16 protein-coding genes are annotated in these 19666 nt (G+C 45.1%); 12 read left to right on the forward strand and 4 right to left on the reverse strand.

Features of this window, described 5'->3' with window-relative positions:
* Positions 1-189 precede the first annotated feature (189 nt).
* Genes NST25_RS07595 through NST25_RS07615 form a run of 5 tightly spaced genes read left to right on the forward strand, consistent with a single transcriptional unit; the run spans position 190 to position 5595 of the window.
* Positions 190-1560, forward strand: a complete 1371-nt coding sequence (locus NST25_RS07595) for an arabinan endo-1,5-alpha-L-arabinosidase (protein ID WP_340393708.1) — start codon at positions 190-192, stop codon at positions 1558-1560.
* Complete coding sequence (locus NST25_RS07600; protein WP_076280583.1) at positions 1557-3032, forward strand: alpha-N-arabinofuranosidase; 1476 nt, start codon at positions 1557-1559, stop codon at positions 3030-3032. The genes NST25_RS07595 and NST25_RS07600 overlap by 4 nt, the downstream gene beginning before the upstream one ends.
* A 4-nt stretch (positions 3033-3036) precedes the next feature.
* Positions 3037-3309, forward strand: coding sequence for a DUF6171 family protein (locus NST25_RS07605; RefSeq protein WP_076125168.1), 273 nt, complete (start codon positions 3037-3039; stop codon positions 3307-3309).
* Positions 3310-3340: 31 nt separating this feature from the next.
* Positions 3341-4633 carry a glycoside hydrolase family 27 protein gene (locus NST25_RS07610; protein ID WP_340394372.1) on the forward strand — a complete coding sequence of 431 codons (1293 nt, stop codon included), beginning with the start codon at positions 3341-3343 and terminating at the stop codon, positions 4631-4633.
* Positions 4630-5595, forward strand: a complete 966-nt coding sequence (locus tag NST25_RS07615; protein ID WP_340393710.1) for a family 43 glycosylhydrolase — start codon at positions 4630-4632, stop codon at positions 5593-5595. Before NST25_RS07610 ends, NST25_RS07615 begins: the two co-directional genes overlap by 4 nt.
* Before the next feature lie 81 nt (positions 5596-5676).
* Here the strand turns inward: NST25_RS07615 and NST25_RS07620 are convergent, their stop codons facing one another.
* Positions 5677-6204: a hypothetical protein gene (locus NST25_RS07620; RefSeq protein ID WP_076185295.1), complete on the reverse strand. Its 528-nt coding sequence runs from the start codon at positions 6202-6204 to the stop codon at positions 5677-5679.
* Positions 6205-6440: 236 nt separating this feature from the next.
* On the opposite strand from NST25_RS07620, the gene NST25_RS07625 reads away from it, so the two are divergent.
* Positions 6441-9116, forward strand: a complete 2676-nt coding sequence (locus NST25_RS07625; protein WP_340393712.1) for a YhgE/Pip domain-containing protein — start codon at positions 6441-6443, stop codon at positions 9114-9116.
* Between the two features lie 82 nt (positions 9117-9198).
* On the opposite strand, the gene NST25_RS07630 is transcribed toward NST25_RS07625, so the two are convergent.
* Positions 9199-10173, reverse strand: a complete 975-nt coding sequence (locus NST25_RS07630) for an aldo/keto reductase family protein (RefSeq protein WP_076130707.1) — start codon at positions 10171-10173, stop codon at positions 9199-9201.
* 66 nt (positions 10174-10239) lie between these two features.
* On the opposite strand from NST25_RS07630, the gene NST25_RS07635 reads away from it, so the two are divergent.
* On the forward strand, positions 10240-10947 hold the full coding sequence (locus NST25_RS07635; RefSeq protein ID WP_076220130.1) for an SGNH/GDSL hydrolase family protein: 708 nt from the start codon (positions 10240-10242) through the stop codon (positions 10945-10947).
* A gap of 41 nt (positions 10948-10988) precedes the next feature.
* Here the strand turns inward: NST25_RS07635 and NST25_RS07640 are convergent, their stop codons facing one another.
* Complete coding sequence (locus NST25_RS07640; protein ID WP_076130709.1) at positions 10989-11759, reverse strand: DeoR/GlpR family DNA-binding transcription regulator; 771 nt, start codon at positions 11757-11759, stop codon at positions 10989-10991.
* Positions 11760-12000: 241 nt separating this feature from the next.
* Between NST25_RS07640 and NST25_RS07645 the strand changes: the two genes are divergently transcribed.
* Genes NST25_RS07645 through fucU form a run of 4 tightly spaced genes read left to right on the forward strand, consistent with a single transcriptional unit; the run spans position 12001 to position 16353 of the window.
* Complete coding sequence (locus NST25_RS07645) at positions 12001-13767, forward strand: L-fucose isomerase (protein ID WP_340393714.1); 1767 nt, start codon at positions 12001-12003, stop codon at positions 13765-13767.
* Positions 13768-13796: 29 nt separating this feature from the next.
* Positions 13797-15242, forward strand: a complete 1446-nt coding sequence (locus NST25_RS07650; RefSeq protein ID WP_340393715.1) for a rhamnulokinase family protein — start codon at positions 13797-13799, stop codon at positions 15240-15242.
* A 20-nt stretch (positions 15243-15262) separates the two neighbouring features.
* A complete protein-coding gene (locus tag NST25_RS07655) occupies positions 15263-15913 on the forward strand; it encodes a class II aldolase/adducin family protein (RefSeq protein WP_038569477.1) in 651 nt (216 codons plus the stop codon).
* Between the two features lie 11 nt (positions 15914-15924).
* Complete coding sequence (gene fucU, locus NST25_RS07660) at positions 15925-16353, forward strand: L-fucose mutarotase (protein WP_076185289.1); 429 nt, start codon at positions 15925-15927, stop codon at positions 16351-16353.
* A 75-nt stretch (positions 16354-16428) separates the two neighbouring features.
* Here the strand turns inward: fucU and NST25_RS07665 are convergent, their stop codons facing one another.
* Positions 16429-18420: a beta-galactosidase gene (locus tag NST25_RS07665; RefSeq protein ID WP_340393717.1), complete on the reverse strand. Its 1992-nt coding sequence runs from the start codon at positions 18418-18420 to the stop codon at positions 16429-16431.
* 264 nt (positions 18421-18684) lie between these two features.
* Here NST25_RS07665 and NST25_RS07670 point away from each other — a divergent pair, with 264 nt between their 5' ends.
* Positions 18685-19656 (forward strand): sugar ABC transporter permease, encoded by a 972-nt coding sequence (locus NST25_RS07670; protein WP_036675672.1) that lies wholly within the window; start codon positions 18685-18687, stop codon positions 19654-19656.
* The last annotated feature ends 10 nt before the right edge of the window (positions 19657-19666 follow it).

Below are 19666 nucleotides of genomic sequence, written 5' to 3' on the forward strand. Positions count from 1 at the left end.
GGCTGTTATTTCGCCATAATTCATTTATTTCGAGTTTAATTTCATATAAATATAAAAAGGTTTATAGAAATATATTTACAAGGCTTTTTATATATGTTATTTTATATTGTAAGCGAATACATATTTTTTCATTTTAAATTTAATATTTATTGTTACTCAATCTGTTGCTATTGCTGAGGTGATAATCTAATGGTAAAAAAAACAACAGATCTTGTCTTTCCAAGTTCCCCAGGGAACATGCCAATGTATGATCTATCAGTGATTGATATCGAGTCTTTATGGACGATTCACAACACACATGATCCAGGCATTATTAAAACAGATGAGGGTTACTATGTTTTTTCTACGGACATAAGAGTCGGAGGAGAATTACGTCCAGGCGTAATGGTTCGGAAATCACAGGATCTTATCCATTGGGAATGGGTTCATTATGCGCTGCCGGGAATTCCCCAAGTTGCGAAGGAATGGGCAGGGGCTACTAATTTATGGGCACCCGATGTGGTGAAATACGGTGAACAGTATCGAATGTATTACTCGGCCTCATCTTTCGGAAGTAGACAATCGCTAATCGGACTTCAAACTTCATCTTCTATTGAGGGACCTTGGACCGATGAAGGTGTAGCGATTCAGACGCGTGCTGAAGATTCACTGAATGCGATTGATGCCAATGTGCTTACGGATGCAGATGGGCGAATGTGGATGGTGTATGGTTCTTTTTTTGGTGGAATTCATATCATTGAGCTGAATGCGGAAACAGGCAAACCGAAGCAAGAAGGTTTTGGTACGCTGATCGCTAAACGGGATAATACCATTAAAGATGGAGCAGTTGAAGGACCGTACATAGTGTATAACGAGCAATTCAAAAAATACTATTTGTTCGTCTCCTATGACTCCCTGTTTGAGGATTATAACGTTCGTGTCGCTCGTGCAGATACTATTACCGGCCCATATGTGGATTATAACGGACGAGATATGACTGATAGTGCGCATCAACCCCGATATGAGGTCGGCAATAAAATACTGGGTGGCTATCGCTTTGGACAAGATCCAGGTTGGATAGCTCCCGGCCATAACTCAGTTCTTCATGAGGATGGCAGCTATTATATAGTTCATCATGCACGTGGTGAAATCGATAAACATTGGTCCTATTTACAGGTTCGTCGAATTCTGTGGACAGAGGATGGTTGGCCTGTTGTATCTCCAGAACGGTATGCGGGTGAAGTGGAACAGGATATTCCAGAACAGCTAATCGCAGGACAGTGGGAATGGATTGTAATGGACCCCTCAGCGGATGGCCAGATTCAGTCTGCCGTCATAAGTCTATCCTCTGACTTTAAGCTGGAAGGTGCGAATGGAAAGGGAAGCTGGTCTTTTGATGGATGCAGAGTCCTGACCTTGGTCTGGAATGATGTTGTCGAGGGTGAAGGCCGGATAGAGAAGGTGCAATTGCTTCCGTCATGGGATTGGGAGAAAGAAACTCAGACCCTTGTATTTACTGGATTAAATGAAAATGGAATTTCCATCTGGGGTAAGCAAAAGAATGGAGAAGAGAATAGATGACTACGATCAAGCTACATGCAGGTAAAGGAAGTAATAAGATCAGCAAATATCTATATGGTCATTTTGCTGAGCATTTGGGCAGATGTATCTATGACGGGATCTATGTGGGGGAAGATTCACCGATTCCGAACACCAAGGGCTTCCGCAATGACATCCTAGCAGCACTCAAAAAAGTTAATATTCCTGTCCTTCGTTGGCCGGGGGGTTGTTTTGCCGATGAGTATCATTGGAAGGATGGCGTCGGTCCAAAAGAAACCCGTAAGCGGATGGTGAATACGCACTGGGGCGGTGTCGTCGAGAATAATCATTTTGGGACGCATGAATTTTTTGAATTATGTGAGTTGCTGGATTGTGAACCGTATATCTGCGGGAATGTTGGCAGTGGCACTGTTCAGGAGATGTCGGAGTGGGTTGAATATATGACCTTTGAAGGCGAATCACCGATGGCGGACTGGCGTCGTGAAAATGGGCGTGAAGAGCCGTGGAAGTTGAAGTATTTTGGTGTAGGTAATGAGAACTGGGGCTGCGGCGGCAATATGCGTCCAGAATATTATGCAGATTTGTACAGACGTTACCAGACATATGTGCGCAATTATGGTGAAAATCAGATCTATAGAATCGCTGGTGGCGCCAACGTTGATGATTATAATTGGACGGAAGTGCTAATGCGCGAAGCTGGACGGTTTATGGATGGTCTCAGTCTTCATTCGTATACGATTCCTGGAAGCTGGGAAGAGAAACGTTACGCTTTAGGTTTTGATGAAGCCGAATGGTTTGAGACTATGCAAAAAACCTTGCATATGGATGAATTGATTACTAAACATTCAGCGGTTATGGATAAATATGACCCGGATAAGCGGGTTGGAATGATTATAGATGAGTGGGGAACCTGGTTCTTAAGTGAACCTGGTACGAATCCAGGGTTCCTGTATCAGCAGAATACACTCAGAGATGCATTGGTAGCAGGGGTAACGCTGAATATTTTCCAAAAGCATAGCAGTCGTGTGCAAATGGCGAATTTGGCTCAAGTGGTCAATGTACTGCAGGCTCTTATCCTGACGGAGGGCGACAAGATGATTCTAACGCCTACCTATCATGTATTTGAAATGTACAAAGAGCATCAGGATAATGAACTGCTTGAAGTTACTATTGAGAGCCCTGATTATACGTTTGGGGAGCTTACAATTCCACAGATTAGCGTTTCTGCATCTCGTGATACGAATGGCAAAGTATATGTTTCACTCTGTAACCTGAGCCATAAGGACAGCGCATCGCTAAGTATTGGTATTGAAGAGGTTAGCTTTAGCAAAGTGACAGGTCAGATTTTAACGCATTCCGTGCTGGGAGCGCACAATACATTTGAGGCACCGGATACAGTTACTCCAGTAGCTTTTGAGGGTGCGTCTTTATTAGGTGAAAAGCTGAGCTGTGAGCTTCCACCTGCTTCCGTGGTAGTCTTGACTCTGGAATAACATCATGTCAGAGAACCAAGAAAAAAACCGTCGCTGCAAAAGCTGTGATGAGAACATGAGAATAAGCCCAGAAAAATTGGAGCGTTTAATAGAAATAGCCACTAGAGAAAGACCTTTAGCACCGGAGGAGCAATATTTGCAGCGTATTGAACATTGCCGAGATTGCTCTGGCCTGCAATTTGGTAGCACTTGCCGTTATTGTGGCTGTCTTGTAGAGGTAAGAACAAGATTGCAGGACTCTACTTGCCCTTATCCCTTGGCACCTCGCTGGGAGTGAATACTAAGTTTTTGAAAAGGACGTGAAAATCATCAAACAAAATTTGTTAGCTGCTACGCCCCCGATGGGCTGGAATAGTTGGGATTGTTACGGGGCCAGTGTAAATGAAGAAGAAGTAAGAGGCAATGCAGAATATATGGCTACCCATTTGAAGGACTTTGGTTGGGAATATGTAGTTGTGGATATTCAGTGGTATGAGCCTGGAGCGAATTCTTCGCAGTATCGCAACTTTGTACCGCTGGTTATGGATGAGTACTCTAGACTTCAACCTGCTGAGAACCGGTTTCCTTCCGCAGCGGGAGGCAAAGGGTTTGCGCCACTCGCTGAATATGTACATGGATTGGGTTTGAAATTCGGCATACACATTATGCGCGGAATCCCGCGTCAGGCTGCTCATGCGGCCAGTGCCATTCTAGGATCTGAGCAAACCGCACGCGATGTGGCTCACCCAAATTCTATTTGTCCATGGAATACGGACATGTATGGAGTAGATGCTTCAAAAGAAGGCAGTCAGGCGTATTATGACTCGCTGTTCCAGTTGTATGCCAGTTGGGGTGTGGATTATGTGAAAGTGGATGATATTGCCGCTTCTCGCATTTATGGATATCACAAAGAAGAAGTTGCTATGATCCGTAAGGCTATTGACCGCAGCGGTCGCGAGATGGTGCTCAGTCTTTCGCCTGGACCTGCTCCAGTGGAAGAGGCTGAACACTTAGCCGGACACGCTAACCTTTGGAGAATGACCGATGATTACTGGGATCATTGGCATTTGCTGCGCGGGATGTTTGAGCGCTGTGAGAAATGGGCTCCTTATGTGCAGCCGGGCCATTGGCCGGATTGTGACATGCTGCCGTTAGGTCATCTGGGCATTCGTTCTGTAGATGGCGGGGGAGACCGGTTCACGCGGTTTACTCATGACGAGCAGGTCACCATGATGACACTATGGAGTATTTTCCGCTCCCCGTTAATGTTTGGAGGAGAACTTCGGGACAATGACGATTGGACATTATCTTTATTGACCAATAAGGAAGTGCTTCATCTGCATCGTTATGGTAAAGGCGGCAGTCAGGTAGCGCTAAATGAGGCGCATGCGATCTGGACATCTGAGGATGAACAAGGTAACCACTATGTAGCTTTGTTTAATCTTAGCGATGAAGCTTTAACGCTTCAGGTGTCGTTCGAGCAGCTTAAGGTTTCAATTCCTAACACTATACGTGATCTATGGCAGAGCCGCGATTTGGAAGTGGTTAACGAAGGTATTTCTCAAACTCTTCCACAGCATGGTTCTGTATTGTTAAAGTTAAATAGAGGAGAGAGTTTATGAATACGAGTGTAGAATATAAAAATCCATTGGTGGAGCAACGTGCTGATCCATGGGTATATAAACATACAGATGGTTATTACTACTTTATTGCTTCTGTTCCAGAATACGACCGGATCGAAGTACGGAGAGCAACAACAATCGAGGGATTGGCTGCTGCAGAACCGGTTGTAGCTTGGCGTAAATATGAGACGGGTCCGCTTAGTGCAAACATTTGGGCACCAGAGCTCCATTATATTGACGGGAAATGGTACATTTATTTCGCAGCGGCGCGTACTACGGAGACGAAGGATGGATTATTCGATCACCGTATGTTTGCTCTTGAGAATGAATCTGCCAATCCTTTAGAAGGAACATGGGTAGAAAAAGGCCAGGTAAAAACCGCTTGGGAATCCTTTGCATTGGATGCAACCACCTTTCAACACAAAGGAAAATTGTATTATGTATGGGCACAGAAGGACCTGAATATTGAGGGGAATTCTAATCTGTATATTTCGGAAATGAGTAATCCATGGACGCTAACCGGTCCTCAGACCATGATTGCTACTCCTGAATATGACTGGGAGATTATTGGGTACAAGGTAAACGAAGGAGCTGCAGTGCTTAAACGTAACGGCCGTATCTTTATCAGCTTCTCGGCTAGCGCTACGGACTTCAATTACTGCATGGGACTTTTGGTTGCAGATGAGGACAGCGACCTGCTGGATGCCACTTCATGGACCAAACTGCCGGAACCGGTATTCCAGACCAATGAAGAGAATGGACAATATGGACCGGGTCATAACAGCTTTACTGTAAATGAAAATGGGGAAGATGTACTCATCTACCACTGCCGCAATTATAAAGAAATTACCGGCGATCCGCTGTACGACCCGAACCGTCATACTCGTGCTCAAGTCTTCCATTGGAATGAAGATGGTACGCCGGATTTTGGGGTTCCCGTTAAGGATGCAGCTAAACAATAATTCGTTAAGGAAATAAAAAAAGAGGGTTACTTATAAGCCATGTGCATGGCTGCTGAGTAACCCTCTTTCTTATGTTGCACCTTAAGGTATATATTGTTGAACGATAGAAGTAATTACGCCGTCCTGAATGGTGATGTGATACGGGAACTGACTCAAGTCGATGACATCCGTTTTATTAAATTGATCCATAAATTGCTGTAAGGTGATGGACTCATTCCAGTTGATATCCAAGTCATCCATATTGCCAGTGTGATCAAAAATTTGCATCGTCACTGTGGCGTTATCCGCAATCGGATAAGTTGTCAGAGTATCAACATCATTTACAATATAATAACTGTCTGGAGCTCCGCCTATTTCTGCTGCAGCTTCTGGATCTCTTTCAGCAAAGATTCGATCGGCATCAGCACCCTGATACCAGTTTATTTCATCGGTCGTACCGGAGAGCTTGCCATGGTCGGATTCAATAGTATGAAAGTAAACTGTTTGATGCTGGGTCTTGTCACTATCTTGCGCATCTACCCGTGTTCCAACGGTACTTGCAGAAGTAATGAGGGAAAGAAACAACAGAACAACAACCGGTAACACATACGCTGACTTTTTCTTAAACATTATTAATCTCCCCCTTGAGATATGTAAGACGTTGTATAGAACTTATTACCCGCTCTGTTTTTTCTTAAACGGGTTTTATATTACTCTTTACGTGAGAAGAGCAGTTTTTGTTGCATTTTTTTAAAAGTTTTTTTAAAAAGCAATGAGAAGTCATGAGTTCCCTAAAATGAATAGTAAAAGCTTGTCTCCTCGGGCATATTAAAATATCAAAACATGCAGATTAGGGGGAGCAGCGAATGGGCGGAATACTACGGATTTATAGGAACGATTGGCGTAACTTATTCAGAGTTCCTGTGGCCGTATTGCTGGTTGCCGCTTTGGTGGTATTGCCCTCCGTGTATGATTGGGTGAACGTTGCGTCAGTATGGGATCCTTATAGCAATACTTCTGGCATTAAAATTGCTGTTACCAGCTTAGATGAAGGTACTAAGGTGCAGGAGAAGGATTTTAATATCGGCAATGAGGTCATGGAAAGTCTTCGGAGCAATAAAAACTTGGGCTGGACCTTTGTAGATGCAGAGACTGCACATAATGGTGTCAAACGCGGAGACTACTATGCCAGTATTGTTATCCCTGCTAATTTCTCCAAACGAATGACTGGAATTCTTGAAGGAACGATTGTGAAACCAGAGATCGAATATACCGTCAATGAGAAAATAAATGCGATTGCTCCTAAAATCACGGATAAGGGCGCCACTTCAATCACCACACAGATCAGTGAGAATTTCACGGAAACGATTAGTGAGACGGTATTTACTGTTTTAAGTCAAATCGATAAGGAATTTCAATCTGAATTGCCCATTATACGCAAGGTAGAAAAAGGATTGTTTAAATTAGAGGCGAGCCTGCCAGAAATTGAAACCGCAGGTAAACGTGTATTAAAAATTCAGGAAAATTGGCCGCAGATTCATGCCTCAGCAGAGCGTATTTCCACATTGGAGAATAAGCTGCCAGAGGTGGAAAAAGCGGGTGAGGCTTTAGAGAAAATTGCTGAGCATTGGCCGCAAATCGCGAGTACCTTAGATCATTTAGGGGGGCTACAGGACAAGCTGCCCAAGATTGAAGAAGCGGCACAGCTAATCGTTCAACTTGATAACCATTATGGTGAAGTTGAACAGATCATGGCTCAGGCCTCGCAAGGTCTTACGGAAGCGCATAAAATCGTTAATGCTGCCTTAACAGCACTGCCTGAGGCAGAAAAGATTGCCACTGCCGGAAATGATTTTGTTCTGGAGCTTCAACAATTTTTGGAGAAGAGCAGTGCTGCATTTGAAGCTGTTCCAGCAGCTGTCAAACAGAATCTTAATCTCCTACAGCAAACGGAGAGCTCAGTGGTCAAGCTTGCTGAACAGTTAAAGGGAGAGGATAACGAGCCACAAGCTGTACGTGAGCAGTTGGAGTTACTCTCAGCACAGTTGGCTGCAGGAAGCAGCGTGATTGAACACACACTTTCTATGTTAAATGCATTGAACACATTTTCACCTGAAACAGTGTCTATTGCTGATCTTGCGGCATTGAAAGGTGTAGACAGTGTTTTGAACAGTCAGAAGTCCTTGGTAAATGCTATGGCGGCTGACCTTCAGAATAAGGATACCGCTGATTCCAGTGCAATTAACCAATTGTTCCTAAAGTCTGGTCTTGGGAAGCTGGCGATTGCGAAGCTTATCTCAGGATATGATTCGTCGACTATCCCTGCCATAAAAAATACACTGGAGCAAATAACTTCGGCGGCAGATGTCACAGCCACCGCATTGCAGCAGGTGCCAGATCGTATACCCGCGCTGGGTACCCTACTGGAAGAGACGATGTCGGCGATTGAGTTCGGGCAGACAAGCTTAGCTAGTCTGCAGCAGGATTTGCCAGCTATACGCGAAGCGGTCCACACAGCAGGCAGTGGGGTTGCCGATCAGACCCAGGGCTTTGGTGCTTTCATCCGAGATACACTTCCGCTATTGGAGAGCAGCTTACCTACTGCAGGGGAAAAGATACAGCAAGCTGCGAATTTCGTGCGTCAGGATCTGCCTACTGTAGAAGAGCGGGTTCATCAGGTCTCGGAGTTGATACGTACAGGACTCCCCCGTGCAGACAAAGGAGTGGCGCTTGCCGCAGATTTGGTGAGAAATGATCTTCCAGTACTGGAAGACTCGATTCGAAAAGCCGCCTCCACGATCCGCCAAATTAAAGAAGAGATTGATCTGGGGGAAATTGCGCAACTGCTCGGAGGAGATATTAAGAGCAAAAGTGATTTTTTGGCCAATCCGGTAGTGTTAAAAGAGAATAAGTTATATCCCATTCCGAATTACGGCTCAGCAATGACTCCTTTTTATGTCGTACTTTCCTTATGGGTCGGAGGCACACTGCTTGTCTCTCTTCTCCGCACAGGTGTGGATACGGGGGGGCTAACGTACAAAAGATATCAACTATATTTTGGCCGCCTGCTGACCTTCCTTACGGTGGGAATTCTTCAGGGGCTGGTGGCTGTCCTTGGCAACATTTTTATTCTGCACTGTTATGTGGTGAATAAGGTGTGGTTTGTACTTTTTGGAGTGTTAATCAGCATCGTGTTCGTAACCATTGTGTTTACGCTTGTCGCTGTATTTGGCAACCTGGGAAAAGGGATAGCGATCGTATTCATGGTGCTTCAATTCTCTAGCTCCGGCGGCACATTTCCGATTAGTACGACTGGGCGTTTTTTTCAAATATTAAATCCGTATATGCCGTTTACCTATGCAATTAGTCTGATGCGGGAGGCGGTTGGGGGAATTCTGCCGGAAGTGGCGATTCGTGATGTGATTTATCTGATTATCTTCGGTGTGCTGGCACTCTTGCTGGCATTACTCCTCAAGAAACCACTGGAGCCTTTTATCCATAAGGCATCTGAACAAGCCGAAGAGTCTAAATTGATTTCTTAAAGAAAAAGAGGATGTACCTAAGCCATGGTGATGGCTTTTGGCACAACCTCTTTTGTGTACTATATGGCAATTGTGCAAAAGGTTATCTGGCAGGAGCAAAATCAGCTACCGGCTTAAGAATCTCCTCGATCTTCTGTAAAGTATCTGCGGAGAGTACCGCATCTACAGCTTTGGTGTTCTCTGCAACTTGTTCTGGCTTACTGGCACCAATTAATGCTGAACTTACACCAGGCTGGCGTAGAATCCATGCCAATGCCAATTGCGAAAGCTTCAGGTCTAAACTGTGAGCGAGTTCATCCAGCTGTCCAACCACAGACAACACATCATCACGGAGGTAGCTGGAGATCACACCATTAACTGAATTATCCGCTGCACGGGTTCCTGCTGGAGGTTGTTGCCCCGGTTTATATTTGCCAGTCAGAATTCCTTGCGCTAGTGGAGAGAAGACCACTTGGCCCAGCCCCTCACGCTGGGATACTTCAAGGACCTCATCTTCAATATAACGTTCGAACATATTATAGATGGGTTGATTCGAGATCAGTGGACGCAGGTTCAGTCTGCGGCTGATACCAGCTGCATTGGAGATTTGGGCTGCGCTCCATTCGCTAACAGCGGAGTAGAGAATCTTACCTTGAGCCGTCAGATCATCCAGCGCGCGTAGAGTCTCCTCTACAGGGGTCTCTGTATCAAAGCGATGACAAAAATATACATCAATATAATCGGTGCCTAAGCGGCGGAGGCTGGCTTCACATTGCTCCATAATATGCTTCCGGGACAAACCACGGTTATTAACATCGTCTCCCATGGGGAAAAAGACCTTTGTACTTAGCACATAAGATGATCTTTCATAGGAGCGTAGAGCAGCACCCATCGCTTTTTCGCCTTCACCACGGTTATATGCATTAGCCGTATCAAAGAAATTGATACCGCATTCAAAAGCTTTGCTGATACAAGCATCGGCTGCCTTTTGCTCTGCTGCTGTTCCATATGTAAGCCAACTGCCTAGTCCGATCTCACTGATTTTGAGCCCTGAATTGCCTAGTCTTCTATATTTCATTTTTCTCTTTCCTCCTTGTATTCTATATGATAACTTTACTTGTATTATAGGAGACATTCAAGTTGAATGATTAATATACTAGTAATCAAGGAGATGAAAGATTCAATGACTAATCCAGCTACTAAAAAATCAAAAGTGATCTTATTTCAGGGTGACTCCATTACGGATGGGAATCGGGGTCGTGATGAAGACCCGAATCATATTCTTGGACATAGCTATGCGTATATCATCGGTGGCAAGCTAGGGAATGAGCGGGCAGAAGAGAATCTGGTATTCTATAACCGCGGAGTGAGTGGAGATCGAATCTCCGATTTATATGCACGCTGGAATGAAGATGCAATTAGCTTGCAGCCTGACATCATTAGTATATTGATTGGGGTTAACGATATTTGGAGAATGATGAAAGGGGAACCAAGTGGAGTTACGGACCGTTTTGAACGCGCTTACCGTCATGTACTTGAAGAAACACGTGAAGTTCTGCCACATACGAAGCTGGTTTTATGTGAGCCTTTTATTTTAAATACCGGAGCTCCAGCTGAACAGTGGGCAGAATGGGAAGCGAAGATTACACATTATCAGGGAGTGGTTAAGCAGCTGTCTGAGCAATTTGATACGGTCTATGTACCTTTACAGGATGCTTTCAATGCAGCTGTGGAGAGAGCAGAAGCAGCCTACTGGCTTTGGGATGGTGTTCATCCGACGACTGCCGGGCATGATCTGATTGCTGGGGAATGGCTGAAGGTCGTCTTGGAAAGTGGTCTTTTAAACAACTAAGTTATAAAGTTATTATCTCTCTTTATCTATGCACCTGCTGATCACTCAGCGGGCGCATAGATAAGAGATACATGGTAATTATTTAAGAAATCGGTCCATTCCTCAGAAGGCTTCTGATCTGTAACAATATAATCCACTCTATCAAAGCTGAACAACTTAATGAACGCAGTCCGGTCAAATTTGGAGTGATCTACGAGCAGAACCACTTTATTTGCCTGCTGCTGCATAAGCACCTTCAGTTCACTTTCTTCTTCATTTGAATCACTTAGCCCGCCTGTCATGGACAATGCTTTACAGCTGAATATAGCTACATCCACATTATATTTTCGAATCGTCTGTGAAGCGGTATTTCCAACAAAGGAGCTGGTCTCGGGACCTAAAATTCCACCTGTGGAAATCAGCTTTTGACCGGAGTGTTGAAATTCGGATAATACCACCAGAGAGTTCGTAATAATTGTCAGATTGTTTTTCTCCTCAATAATTCTACGCAAGGCTTCAAACACCGTTGAGCTCGTATCTGTCACTAAGCTGTCTCCATCATTGATTAATTGCAGTACATTATCGGCTATGATTCGCTTTGCTTCAATATTGACCTGATGTCTGCTGATGTAGGAAGGATCTTCATTGGTATGGGCGTTGAGAATGGCTCCACCATAATTTTTTTTGGCAAGGCCTTCTTTGTCCAGTTTATCTAGATCCCGCCGAATGGTCTCTTCCGAGACGTTGAATTTTTGCGCTAGCTCTGCGACATGGACCTTCTTCTGTCTGTAAAGCTCTTTAATAATTAGATCCCGTCGTTCAAATGCTTTCATTCGTTCACTCACCTTTATATATAAATCGTCTGCTTTCTAGTGTACTACATTGTTGTTTAAATCTAAAAATAATTACATATTCACATAAAACCACAATATATAATAATTATATCACATAAAACCACACTTTTGTTTAGGTAATATGTTGTTTTGTGTTGACTAAAGCGCTTGCAGATTTTATGATGAAGGAGAAATAGATCTATTAACGATGACTCTAAGATGATCTTGAGGAGGAACGGCATTGATAGAAAACTATCCGAAAATTGGTATCCGCCCAACCATTGATGGCAGAAGAAGAGGCGTTCGTGAATCACTGGAAGAGCAAACGATGGGCATGGCTCAGCGGGTGGCTAAGTTTATTGAAGCGAATTTAAGGTATCCGAATGGGAGTCCTGTAGAGTGCATCATCGCCGATTCTACGATCGGTGGAGTTAAAGAAGCTGCTGCTGCGGCTCAGAAATTCTCCGGGGCTAACGTAGGGGTGTCGATCACCGTGACGCCTTGCTGGTGTTATGGCTCAGAGACAATGGATATGGATCCATCCATTCCGCATGCCGTGTGGGGATTTAACGGAACGGAACGGCCGGGTGCTGTGTATCTAGCTGCTGTTCTCTCGGCGTATGCTCAAAAGGGAATTCCTGCGTTTGGTATCTATGGTGAAGATGTTCAAGAGTCTAGCAGTGAAGAGATTCCAGCGGATGTGCAGTCTAAATTGCTGCAGTTTGCTAGAGCAGGCTTAGCAGTTGCTCAAATGAAGGGGAAATCATATTTATCTATGGGTTCTGTTTCGATGGGGATTGCGGGTTCCATTGTGAATGAACAGTTTTTCCAAGAGTATCTGGGCATGCGCAATGAATATATAGATATGTCTGAATATGTCCGGCGCTTTGAAGAAGAGATTTATGATAAAGAGGAATTTAAGCGTGCGCTAGCGTGGACTAAAGAAAACTGCCAAGTTGGCGCCGATAATAATCCGCCGCATCTGCAAATCAGTGCAGAAGAGAAAGAGAAGCAGTGGGAGACCTGTGTGAAAATGACATTGATCGCCCGCGACCTGATGATCGGCAATCCGGTTCTCGCTGAGCTTGGTTTTGAAGAGGAAGCTAACGGCCACAATGCAATTGTTGGCGGTTTCCAAGGCCAGAGACAATGGACGGACCATTTCCCTAACGGCGATTTCATGGAGACGATGTTGAATTCTTCTTTTGACTGGAACGGCAAACGTGCACCTTATCTCGTAGCGACAGAGAATGACAGCTTGAATGGGGTAACGATGCTGTTCAATTATTTGCTTACGAATACAGCACAAATCTTTGCGGATGTCCGAACCTTCTGGAGTCCCGATGCTGTGAAGCGAGTGACGGGTCATCAATTGGAAGGAGAAGCAGCTCACGGAATACTGCATCTGATCAACTCTGGTTCGGCAGCGCTTGATGGTACAGGTGAGCAAAGGATAGAGGGTAAGCCTGCAATCAAACCTTTTTGGGAGATTACAGACGAAGAGGCTGAGGCTTGTCTAAGCAATACACAATTCCGGCCAGCTTCTCAAGAATATTTCCGGGGAGGCGGCTTCTCTACCGATTATTTAACCCAAGGCGGAATGCCGGTTACTATGGCTCGTTTGAACCTGGTGAAGGGGCTTGGACCTGTTCTTCAGCTTGTTGAAGGTTACACCGTAGAGCTGCCTGAAGAGGTTCATCATACTTTGGATCAAAGAACAGATCCGACATGGCCGACGACCTGGTTCGCTCCTAAGCTAACTAACAGTGGTTCATTCCAATCGGTATATGATGTCATGAATAATTGGGGCGCGAATCATGGGGCGATCAGTTATGGCCATATCGGGGCGGATCTGATTACGCTGGCGTCGATTTTACGCATTCCAGTAAGTATGCATAACGTTGAGGAATCATGTATTTTCAGACCACGGGTGTGGTCGTTATTTGGGACGGAGAATCTGGAAGGAGCAGATTACAGAGCCTGTCAGAATTTCGGACCGCTATATTAAAATCTTCTTGTGGAGCAGGTGTGCTTGAAATGGGTGATACGATTAAGCTTCTGGCTATGGATCTTGGCGCCAGTTCCGGAAGAGTGATGTTGGGATTGTATGACGGTAACACCCTTCGCATAGAAGAAATTCATCGGTTTGCTAATACGCCGGTGTATGTTGGCGGGCATTTGTATTGGGATGTTTTGAAGCTCTTCCACGAAATGAAAAAAGGAATCCAGAGAGCTTATAGGGCGCATGGAAAATTGAGGTCTCTAAGCGTGGATACGTGGGGAGTCGATTACGGTTTTATTGATAAAAGAGGGATGTTGCTCTATTCCCCCCATCATTATAGGGATAGGAGAATGAGAAGTCATCGTCTAGGGTTGGAGGCGCTGCTTCCACCAAGGGAGCAATTTAGCATTACAGGTATTCAACCGAGCTTGATTAATACGGTTTATCAGCTGTTTGCTGATTTTCAGGATAACGATTCTCTGCTAGAGGTTGCAGATACTATTTTAATGATGCCAGACCTGTTCCACTATTTATTCTCTGGTATCGCGGCAGCAGAAAGCACGATTTGGAGTACAAGTGGCTTAATGGACGCTGTATCTGGTGAAGTCTCCACTGAAGTATTCAGCAGGCTTAATATCCCGGTTGGTATAGTGCCACAACGGGTTCAAGCGGGAACGGTTATTGGTTCTATCCTTCCGGTAATTCAAGAGGAGCTTAGCGTAGGTTCAACGGAGGTAATTGCGGGTGCTTCTCATGATACGGCTTCAGCAGTAGCTTCTATTCCTTATTCTCTAAAGGAAGATGCAGCATTTATTAGCTGTGGTACATGGTCGTTAGTGGGCATGGAGACGCCTAAAGCTGTCATTACAGAGAAAAGCTATGAATACGGATTCACAAATGAGCAGTGTTACGGCCAATCTAATCGTTTGCTCAAAAATATAACGGGACTATGGATTTTGCAGGAGCTGCAAAGGAATTGGGCCGAAGCGGGAAAATACGTCAGCCAAGGCCAAATGGTTGAGCTAGCCGAAACCATAAATCATGCTCCAGCAATTATTGATCCGAATGACGAGCTGTTCAGTACACCCGGTGTGATGACCCAACGGATTAGAGAATATTGCGAACGAACAGGCCAGCAAGCCCCTTATACGAAAGCTGAGATTATACGCGTCATACTTGAGAGCTTAGCAGAGTCCTATCGCCATACGATTGACGAAATGGAAGAGATCACCGGCAAAAAAATCAATATCATTCATATGGTCGGTGGTGGGATTCAGAATGAACTGCTCTGTCAGCTTACTGCTAATATTACGGGGAGAAAAGTTGTAGCGGGGCCTGTGGAAGCCAGTGCAATTGGCAATATAATTATTCAACTGGCTGCCCTAGGGGAACTGGAAATCTCCGGGGGCAAGCAGGTAGTGGAAAGATCTTTTGCCTTTAAGACATATCAGCCTTCTTTGGTGAAGGTTTGTGAAAAATAGGATACGAGGAGAGAAACCCTATGGATACCTTGGAACAAAAATTACGTTTGCAGATTTGTGATATCGGGAGAAACCTGTTTAATAAAGATTTTATCGCGGCTAATGATGGGAATATTTCTGCTCGCTTATCAGAGAATGTAATTCTGACTACCCCCAGAGCGGTGAGTAAGGGATATTTAGAGCCTCATATGCTTGTAAAAGTGAATCTGCAAGGTGAAGTCCTTGAAGCAGCTGAAGGCTACAGACCCTCAACGGAAGCAAAAATGCATCTAAGAATTTATAATGAGCTGCCAGAGATGAAGGGTGTGGTCCATGCACATCCCCCGTATGCTACTGCATTTGCCATAAAAGGTGAGGCGCTCGACAAGATGATGATGCCAGAGTCGGTGATTATGATCGGAGATATTCCGTTGGCGGAATATGGAACACCATCGACGGAAGAAATTCCAGATTCACTGATGCCTTTCCTGGGCAAAAAAACTGCGGTTCTGCTCGAGAATCACGGAGCCCTTACTTGGGGAGAAGATGTTATGGAAGCATATCTGAATATGGAGCGGCTTGAGTATACCGCCAAGCTCACCTTCATTACCCGGATGATTGGCGGGGAGAGAGAATTGCCACAGCATCGGATTGATGAGCTGGTAGCGTTGCGATCATTTTATGGGAAGTAAAGAGGTGCCTTATGTTAAAAGGAATTCCTAAGCTGCTGTCTCCGGAGCTGGTACGCATTCTGATGGAGATGGGTCATGGGGATGAGCTTGTATTGGCTGATGCGAATTATCCCGGACATTCGTTGAATCCGAGGGTACTGAGATATGATGGCATCGGTATTCCCGAACTGCTGGATGCCATCTTAGAGTTGTTACCTCTGGATCATTACGCAGAGCAACAGGTGGCTTTTATGGCAGTGGTTGCAGGAGATCCAACTGTGCCGGTCATTTGGACCACATACGAGACTATCATCGCCAAACATGATGCTGAAGCCACGATTAAACAGGAGGAACGTTTTGATTTCTATAACCGTTCTAAGCAAAGTTATGCAGTGATAGTTACAGGTGAGGAAGCGTTGTATGGGAACGTTATTCTTAAAAAAGGCGTTATAAAAAGTTGAAATAACGGAAACGAAGCCGCTAACCGCTTGGGTGACCAAGGAGTTAGCGGCTTTTTATGCTGCAAGGATAAGTATTTATAACCGGATTACTCGGTACTCATATGCACCAAGGGAGAGGGGGCCGCAGGCCACGGATTTGCCTGAGAGAACATCATGTCCGTCCCGCGGGAGTGTGAGACTTCCCCCGTGTCCATCCATATTTACAAGGGTCCAGACTTCGGCAGCCTGGTCATCGCTTCTAGGGCAGACAAGGGTTCCCTTAGTGACATTACTGCGTAGGGTGACACCAGCACGTTCTGCATAATGATCAATGAGTTTATATAACATTAGGTCGCCTTCTTCACCGGCAGGCATTGAACCCAGCATAACAATAGTACCTTGTCCGTAAGGCTGCTCCGTCAGGAAGGACAACCCCGGCGTCACCCCCTCCGTAACCATTCCGATACTGGAAACGGACTCTGAAACGGGTTCAAAAACAGAACTCCACAAGGACAAGGGAGCAGATACCCCAAAAGCGTGTCCAATCGTGCCTGTTGATTCCAGCGGATAGGTAAACTTAGTTTTGACGCCTGCTAACCGCTCCAATTCCCCAAGTCCGGCATTCGTATGAAGGGTATGCTCCTTCGTTCGTCCTCCGGTAAGAGGACCGACAATCCAAATCCCGCCAGCTGCTGTGAAGGCCAGGGCACTTTGCACATACTCGGGGGACAAATAATGTACGAATGGAGTGAATAACAGCTTGTATCCGGTTAAGTCTCCGCCTTCGGGCAGCAGATCCCTGTGAATGCCCATATGAAGAATTCTTTTGTAGAAATCGCCCAGCAGACTACGATAATTTAGCTTCCGATGAGGTTCAGTTGCGAGATAAGCTTTGGTTCTGTCCGAATAGGTGATCGCAACATCTGCCCGAAGGGGCCGGGTGGAGAGCATAATTTGTTCAATTTCCCGCCGTGCTTGATTGGCCTCCAGCACATTAACGTACCCTAGAGCTGGTTCTCCCCAGGCACTAAGGATCGAGCTATGTGTTTGTTCACTTCCGGAAGTATGCTGGCGCCAGAGCCAATAGCAAAATGCACCTGCACCCAGCGCATAGGCGGCAACTGCTTCTGCTTTCAGATATCCATTCGGATGGGGCACACCAAAACTGACTAAAGATGCGGCAAACGAGGGTCCGGTCTCCATTATCCAGAAATCTTTTCCCGGCTTGAAATTTCGCCACAGATCACAGTTAAGCAGATAAGCATGCATATTTTCCTGTGAGGCATAGGTGTCGTAGGCAGCAAAGTCGAGATTTTGAAATAGCCGCTCATTATCTAGATGAAAAGCGACACTGCTGTTGTGGGTAATTGGCGCAGTGGAGTGGCGGCGGATAATATCAGCCTGTTCATCGGCGAATTCAGCGATCTTTTCCATTGAAAATAAGCGGTACATCGTCCGCAGGGATGAATTGTGGAGGAAAGGTGCGGGTCCTGGCTGTGGCACCTGATCAAAACGTTGATAAGTTTGGCTCCAGACGGCTGTTCCCCATGCCTCATTCAACCTTTCAATGGAGCTGTAGCGCTGCTGCAACCAGATATGCCATAAGCCTTTACAGGTCTCACACATACACTCCGCCACATGCGCTTTGAATTCGTTATCAAGCTGCCAGGCGGTTAACCCCGGCAGTGCTCCGGTCTCCTTGGCAATATGCTCCGTAATAATGGCTGCCCGCTCACGAAAATAAGGATTGTTCGTACAGATATGCTGCCGTGCTCCATGTCCCATTACCGTTCCGCTTTCATCCACATAACAGCGCTCAGGATGTCCATGAGTAAGCCAGATGGGGGGTGTCGGTGTCGGCGTACACATTACTGTGTCAATTCCGTTTCTATGTAACCTTTCGATATATTTCACGACGGGGCCGATATCAATCTTATCTTCTTCTGGCTCCAAAGCAGACCAAATGAATTCTCCGATTCGTACGATATTAATCCCCGTTTCTTTCATTAGAAGGATGTCCTGCTTAAGCACCTCTTCACTCCATAGCTCGGGATACCAAGCAGCACCGTAGTATAGCTTGTTCTTCAATTCAGTTCCTCCTTTAAGGCAAACATTTGCTGGAAATCATCACTTGGAATCATAGGTGCTTAATGTCTTACGGACAATAGTAAACTTTTGCGCGGTTTGGACTTTTTAGATAAAATGGGATTTTTAGCTTATATAAAGCGTTCAAAAAAGTCCGATTGCTGGAAAAAATCACTAGCAGCATAATAGGAGTCGCAGTAAGGGTGATTGCAGTAATCCATGGCTACAGTAATCGCGAGCTGTACATGACAAATGGAGGTGAACAGGATGAAGCACGTAACAGTTCCGGGAACTGCAGAACAACAGCCAAAGCCGCAGACCTATCGAAATATCCGGGTAAGAAGATGGAAACGTTTTAAACGTGATAAATGGTTATATATTCTGCTGCTCCCTGGAGTCCTTTATTTTCTTGTTTTCAAATATGTTCCGATGTGGGGCGTGCTGCTGGCTTTTAAGAATTACCAGCCGTTCCTTGGTTTTCAGAAAAGTGAATGGGTAGGTTTTGAGCATTTTCGTGTTTTTTTCCAGAATCCTGATTTCTTTATGCTGCTGCGCAATACGTTATTGTTATCGTTTTATAATTTGATTTTCTTTTTTCCGGCGCCGATTATTCTGGCACTGCTTCTAAACGAAATACGGCTTTCCTTCTATAAAAAGACGATACAAACGATGATTTATGTTCCGCACTTTATATCCATGGTCATTGTGGCCAGTATGAGCTATGTATTTTTAACTACGGAAGGCGGGACTGTAAATGAGTTTTTGTATACGTTTACAGGCAGGAAAATAGACTTTCTAGCTAATCCTGACTGGTTCCGTCCATTGATTATTCTCCAGACGATCTGGAAGGAGTGCGGTTGGGGGACGATTATATTCCTGGCAGCGCTGGCCGGTGTAGATGTGGAGCAATATGAGGCTGCGGTAGTAGATGGTGCGAACCGGTGGCGGCAGATTTGGCATATTACGTTGCCTGCTATCCGCAGTACAATCGTTATTTTACTTATTCTTCGGATGGGAACGATTTTGGATAACGGTTTTGAACAAATTTATTTAATGATGAATGCTCTTAATCGTGAAGTAGGTGAGGTGTTCGATACCTATGTATACGCACTGGGGATTACCCAGGGAGCTTTTAGTTACAGCACGGCTGTTGGATTATTTAAATCAATAATCGGTGTGACGCTTGTGCTCGGAACGAATTGGATCGCCAAAAAATTTGGTGAATCTGGACTTTATTGAGAAGGGAGAA

Origin of the sequence: Paenibacillus sp. FSL E2-0190 (assembly GCF_037992965.1) — a bacterium.
Lineage (GTDB): Bacteria > Bacillota > Bacilli > Paenibacillales > Paenibacillaceae > Paenibacillus_AQ > Paenibacillus_AQ odorifer.